This is a genomic window from Microbacterium sp. Bi128 (assembly GCF_918698205.1).
The window spans coordinates 1-5,838 of record NZ_CAKKMM010000248.1; the positions used below are offsets into that span (position 1 = coordinate 1).

The 5,838-nt window shown below is 67.4% G+C and carries 7 protein-coding genes; all 7 read left to right on the forward strand.

Annotation, left to right across the window (positions count from 1 at the left end; translation table 11 throughout):
- On the forward strand, positions 1-403 hold a 403-nt coding region (locus LQV45_RS16085; RefSeq protein WP_230007900.1), incomplete at its 5' end, for a zinc-binding dehydrogenase.
- A 178-nt stretch (positions 404-581) separates the two neighbouring features.
- Entirely contained in the window at positions 582-1,118 is a 537-nt protein-coding gene (locus LQV45_RS16090; protein ID WP_223914389.1) for a PadR family transcriptional regulator, read from the forward strand.
- 134 nt (positions 1,119-1,252) lie between these two features.
- Positions 1,253-3,592, forward strand: coding sequence for a carbon starvation CstA family protein (locus tag LQV45_RS16095; protein WP_230007901.1), 2,340 nt, complete (start codon positions 1,253-1,255; stop codon positions 3,590-3,592).
- A gap of 13 nt (positions 3,593-3,605) precedes the next feature.
- On the forward strand, positions 3,606-3,797 hold the full coding sequence (locus tag LQV45_RS16100; protein WP_230007902.1) for a YbdD/YjiX family protein: 192 nt from the start codon (positions 3,606-3,608) through the stop codon (positions 3,795-3,797).
- Between the two features lie 189 nt (positions 3,798-3,986).
- A complete protein-coding gene (locus tag LQV45_RS16105; protein WP_028276362.1) occupies positions 3,987-4,664 on the forward strand; it encodes a bacterial proteasome activator family protein in 678 nt (225 codons plus the stop codon).
- A 7-nt stretch (positions 4,665-4,671) separates the two neighbouring features.
- Positions 4,672-5,139 (forward strand): hypothetical protein, encoded by a 468-nt coding sequence (locus tag LQV45_RS16110; protein WP_230007903.1) that lies wholly within the window; start codon positions 4,672-4,674, stop codon positions 5,137-5,139.
- A gap of 153 nt (positions 5,140-5,292) precedes the next feature.
- Positions 5,293-5,838: aldo/keto reductase (locus LQV45_RS16115; RefSeq protein WP_230007904.1), on the forward strand; the 546-nt coding region annotated here is incomplete at its 3' end.

A 5,838-nucleotide genomic window follows, 5' to 3' on the forward strand; every position in this document is an offset into this window, starting at 1 on the left:
GGAGGAAAACTTCCCGGCGAGCCTGCGCGCGCAAAACGGCGGCAAGGGCGCGGACGTCATCCTCGACGTCGTCGGGGCCAAATACCTCGAGCAGAACATCGATGCGCTCGCCGACTACGGACGCCTCGTCGTGATCGGGCTGCAGGGCGGTGCGAAGGCGGAACTGGACCTTGGCCAGCTGCTGCAGAAACGGGCCGCCATCATCGCCACCGCGCTGCGTCCCCGCCCGGTCGAGGAAAAGACCGTGATCATGAACGCCGTCCGCGACGCCGTGTGGCCGATGCTGACCGATGGCAGGATCCGGCCCCTTGTGGCCAAGAGCTTCCCGCTGGACCAGGTCGCCGCCGCACACACCTACTTCGACTCCGGCGACCACGTGGGCAAGGTCCTGCTGGTCATGTAGCGGGGTGCCGGATCCGGCCTGAAACCGCAGGTCCGGGCCGACTTATTCCGTGCGGGGCATGCGCTGTTTTGCGGCAAGGACACCAAAGACGATACCGTGGTTCCATACGCGGTATACACGCGTCTTGGGGCGCGTGTATGCTGTGTGATTTCGTGACTTAGCGATTCCGGGGGGCGCCATGTCTATCCGTCACAGTCTCCTCGCCCTCTTGCAGGACCGCCCGCGCTACGGGTACCAGCTCAGGACCGAATTCGAGGACCGCACCGGGTCCTCCTGGCCGCTGAACATCGGACAGGTCTACACCACCCTGGACCGGCTGGAACGCGACGGACTGGTCCGCAAAGACGGCGGCGACGGCGACGGGCACGTCATCTACAGCATCACCACGGCCGGCCGGACCGAAGTCGGCTCCTGGTTCACGGCCCCGGTATCCCGCGCGAATCCGCCCCGGAATGAACTGGCCATCAAGCTCGCCCTCGGCCTCACAATTCCCGGGACAGACGTCGGCGCCATCATCCAGGCCCAGCGAACGGTCTCCATCCGCGCGCTGCAGGACTACACCAAGTCCCGCCGCGACACGGCCGCGCTTCAGCGCCCGGCCGACACCGCCAGGCTCCTGGTGCTGGATTCCCTCATCTTCCAGACCGAAGCCGAGGTGCGCTGGCTGGACCTCTGCGAGGCCCGCCTCGTGCAGCTCAGCAACCTCCGGGCGTAGCCGGGCCGACCGCTCGTCGCGCAATCCACACCGCCGGGCGCAGGGACCCGACCGGGACCCGCCCGCATTGGTAGGGTGCCGGAGGGCAGTTCTGTACCGGTGGACTGCCCAGCTGGGTTTCTCAAGGAGGAGACATGGGCACAATGCCAGATGGCACACAACGCGAAAGCACAAACAACCTCACGCAGGGCAGCGCGCGTGGCACCGCGCAACTCGACGACGGGGTCGTTCCGGACCCGTCCCTCCCGCCGACGTCGGTGGATGAGTCGGTCCGCGACGCCGCGGACCGCGCCTGGACGCCCGCCAAGATCGCGCTGTGGGCGGCCATTGCGCTGCTGGGCGGGATCGCCTGGTTCATGCTCGCCATCATCCGCGGCGAGACCGTCAATGCCATTTGGTTTGTGTTCGCCTCCGTCTGCACCTACCTGATCGGCTACCGCTTCTACTCCAAGGTCATTGAGCGTTACCTGACCAAGCCCAACGACCGCCGTGCCACCCCGGCCGAATACAAGGCCGACGGCAAGGACTACGTCCGGACGGACCGCAACGTCCTCTTCGGCCACCACTTCGCCGCCATCGCCGGCGCCGGCCCCCTGGTGGGCCCGGTCATCGCGGCCCAGATGGGCTACCTGCCCGGCACGATCTGGATCATCATCGGCGTCGTCCTTGCCGGCGCCGTCCAGGACTACCTCGTCCTGTTCTTCTCCATGCGCCGCGGGGGCCGGTCCCTGGGCCAGATGGCCCGCGAGGAACTCGGCGTCATCGGCGGCACGGCCGCCCTCGTCGCAACCCTGCTCATCATGGTGATCATCGTCGCCATCCTCGCCCTGGTGGTTGTCAACGCCCTCGGCGAGAGCCCCTGGGGCGTCTTCTCGGTGGGCATGACCATCCCGATCGCCCTCTTCATGGGCGTGTACCTGCGCTTCATCCGGCCGGGCAAGGTCATGGAGGTGTCCGTGATCGGTTTCGTGCTGCTCATGGCCGCCATCATCGGCGGCGGCGCCGTGGCGGGCACCGAATGGGGTGCCGCGTTCTTCCACCTGGACAAGGTCACCATCGCCTGGGGCCTCATCATCTACGGCTTCATCGCAGCCATCCTGCCCGTCTGGCTCCTCCTGGCCCCCCGCGACTACCTCTCCACGTTCATGAAGATCGGCGTGATTGTGATGCTGGCGCTGGCCATCATCGTGGTCCGCCCCGAAATCACCGTGCCGGCCTTCAGCGAGTTCGCCGGCCGGGACAACGGCCCGGTGTTCTCCGGCGCCCTGTTCCCGTTCCTGTTCGTCACGATCGCCTGCGGCGCGCTGTCCGGGTTCCACGCGCTGATCGCCTCCGGCACCACACCGAAGCTGATCGAGAAGGAGCGCCAGACGCGCCTGATCGGCTATGGCGGCATGCTCATGGAATCCTTCGTGGCCATCATGGCCCTCGTGGCAGCAATCTCCATTGACCGCGGCATCTACTTCGCCATGAACGCCCCCGTGGCGCTGACCGGCGGGACCGTCGAGACCGCGGCCGCGTGGGTCAACAGCCTGGGCCTGTCCGGCGTCAACATCACGGCCGGTGATCTCGCGCAGACGGCCAAGGACGTGGGGGAGCAAAGCATCGTGTCGCGTTCGGGCGGCGCGCCCACCCTCGCCGTAGGCCTTGCCCACATCATGCAGCAGTTCATCGGCGGCACGGCGATGATGGCCTTCTGGTACCACTTCGCCATCATGTTTGAGGCCCTCTTCATCCTCACGGCCGTCGACGCCGGCACCCGCGTTGCCCGGTTCATGCTCCAGGACTCGATCGGCAACTTCGTCCCGAAGTTCAAGGAACACTCCTGGCGCCCGGGTGCCTGGCTCTGCACGGCCATCATGGTGGCCGCATGGGGCGCGGTCCTGATCATGGGCGTCACCGACCCGCTGGGCGGCATCAACACCCTGTTCCCGCTGTTCGGCATCGCCAACCAGCTGCTGGCGGCCATCGCCCTCTCGGTCTGCCTGGCCATTGCCGCCAAGCGCACCGCCCCGAAGTACCTGTGGATCGTGGCGGCGCCGCTGGCGTTCGCCGCCGTCGTGACCATCACGGCGAGCTTCTACAAGATCTTCTCGCCCGTTCCGGCGGTGGGCTACTTCGCCAACAACGCAGCCTTCGCCAAGGCTCTTGCGGACGGCAAGACGTCCTTCGGAACCGCCAAGACCCAGGCCGCCATGGAGGCCGTGGTCCGCAACACCATGATCCAGGGATGGCTCTCGATCATCTTCGTGGTGCTGAGCATCATCGTCATCGTCACGGCTGTGATGGCGACCATCAAGGCCCTGCGGAACACGGCCGCGGGGCTCCCCAACGCCGAGAACGAAGACCCCGCCCGGGCCTCCCGTGTCTTCGCCCCGGCAGGGTTTGTTCCCACGGCGGCGGAGCGTGACCTCGTGGCCGAGTGGAACCAGCTCCCGGCCGGAGAAAGGCTCGAAAAGTCCGGGCACCACTGATGCGGAGCCCGACGTGAACGCCGTCCTTGCCGGGTTCCGCGGCTTTGCCGCGTACCTCGGCGGAGTCCTGGGCGCCGATGCCTACAAGAAGTACCTGGAACACCATGAGGCCGCCGGGCACACCAGCCCGCCCCTCACCGAGCGGGACTTCTGGCGTGACCGGACCGACCGGCAGGACACCAACCCGCAGGGGCGGTGTTGTTGAGGCGGTGCTGCTGAGCCGGTGTTGTTGAGCTGGTGCTGCTGAGCCGGTGTTGCTGAGCGGCTGATGCTGGGCAGCTGGCCCGGCCGGGCCGGGGGAGGGGCGGCGTGGGGCACAACGGTGTCCGACGCCGCCCCTCCGCTTCCGGCGGACGCCGGGTCCGGGGCGCCCGGCGCGTGAGAGTATGAAGCCATGAGCGATCAGCACGACACTCAGCCCCGCGCCCAAACTGCCGACGACGTGCCCGTCGAAGGCACACCCGTGGATGACGCCCTGCCCGGGACGCCCCTGGCGCCACCGGCTGCAGTGCCGCCCGGCCGCGCCGGTGGATCCGGTGCCGGGCCCAGGCCGCCCCGGGGCAGCGAACTTCAGGACCTCGTGGACCAGCCCGCGAAGGTCATGCGGATCGGCACGATGGTCAAGCAGTTGCTGGACGAGGTGAAGTCCGCGCCCCTGGACGACGCGGCCCGCGTCCGGCTGGCCGAAATCCACGACCGGTCCATCAAAGAACTCGAGGACGGCCTGGCCCCGGAGCTCGTTGAGGAGCTCGAACGGATCAACCTTCCCTTTCCGGAGAACGCCACCCCCTCCGACGCGGAACTGAGGATAGCCCAGGCCCAGCTGGTCGGCTGGCTTGAGGGGCTCTTCCACGGCATCCAAACGGCCATCGCGGCGCAGCACGCCGCCAGGGAGCACACCTACGCCCAAATGCAGCTGCGCCAGCTGCCGCCCGGAACCGTGATCGCGCCGGGCGTCATCATCGGGGAAAACGGCGAACCGGTCCGCGCCGCCGCGCCGCGTCACGGCGCGGAGTCCCCCGAGCCGCCCGAACCCGCGGACCCTGACCATGGCCCGGGCCAGTACCTTTAGCGCGACCTTGGGCTTCTTCAGCGCAGCACGGCAAGGCCGCAGGGACGACGCAGAACTTGGCAAGGGGCTCTGGCGGCGCGCCCACGACCGGTTCAACCGCGGACTTGACCGCTACCACCAGGTCCTTGAGGGGGTCGAAGACGAGGCCCTGTACGGCGAGCTCGTCGAGATCGCCAATCAGCTCTCCGCGCTCGCGCCCCGGGTCCGGCAGGTCTGCGTGGAGGCCCAGCGGCGCTTTCCCAGCAGTGGATTGGATATCCCGGGGCCGCTGGCAGGGGTCCACCGCGCCCTGTCGACGGCCGGCAACTCCCTGGCCATGACGGCTGAGGCGGCCGCGATGCTCCGGCTCGCAGTGGGGCCGGTCCCGGCCGGTGCCGCGTCGGTGCGCCGGCGCGCCGATTCCGTGCTGGAACAGGTCCACGACGCCGAGCGGCGGCTTGCGGAAGCCGACGGCGGCGGGCCTACGCCAGCCTGAGCCGCTACGCGAATTAGTCTCTTGCACAGGCCCGCCCCGGCATGGCTGGGGTTCCCGATATTTCCCGAAATCCCCGGGTATTCCCGGTTACGCGCCTAGCTTAGCGGCGGCCTGTCGCTGGCCGGAGGGCGCCGAAGTTGGCAGGATACTTATATGACTTTTTCACCGGAACTGACTTTCAATGACGGCAACACCATCCCCCAGCTTGGCTACGGCGTGTGGCAGGTTGAAGATGACGTGGCCGAAAAGGTGGTTGTCCAGGCGTTCGAGGCCGGCTTCCGCCACATCGACACGGCAAAGATCTACGGCAACGAAGCAGGCGTAGGCCGCGCCATCGAGCGTTCCGGCCTCAAGCCCGAGGAAATTTTCATCACCACCAAGCTGTGGAACGCGGACCAGGGCTACGAGTCCACCCTGAAGGCGTTCGAGGAATCCATGGAGCGGCTCGGCCTCGAGACCCTGGACCTGTACCTGATCCACTGGATGCAGCCCAAGCAGGACAAATACGTTGACACCTGGAAGGCCCTCATCGAGCTCCAGAAGCAGGGCAGGGTCAAGACCATTGGCGTCTCCAACTTCACCAAGGAAGGCCTGCAGCGCCTGATCGATGAGACTGGCGTAGTTCCGGCCATCAACCAGGTCGAACTGCACCCGTTCTTCAGCCAGGCCGACCTGCGCGAATTCAACGCGTCCAAGGGC